Here is a 225-nt window from a genome sequence, read left to right on the forward strand (position 1 = left end):
TTCGAACCCCTGTTACCGCCGTGAAAGGGCGGTGTCCTAGGCCTCTAGACGATGGGGACCCGGACTGCATTAGACTCTGCAAAGAGTGAATACTCATTAAGTTCTGTAGGCTAAAACTTAACGCTTTAAATAAGTGGTATCCCCAAGGGGATTCGAACCCCTGTTACCGCCGTGAAAGGGCGGTGTCCTAGGCCTCTAGACGATGGGGACCCGGACTGCATTAGA

At 52.4% G+C, this 225-nt stretch carries 1 tRNA gene; it reads right to left on the reverse strand.

Annotated features, from left to right (window positions below):
- Positions 1 to 134 precede the first annotated feature (134 nt).
- Positions 135 to 210: transfer RNA gene (locus K5Q73_RS21550), tRNA-Glu, on the reverse strand.
- Positions 211 to 225: the final 15 nt, after the last annotated feature.

The organism is Shewanella sp. MBTL60-112-B2 (genome assembly GCF_019655055.1).
In the GTDB taxonomy this organism is placed as follows: domain Bacteria; phylum Pseudomonadota; class Gammaproteobacteria; order Enterobacterales; family Shewanellaceae; genus Shewanella.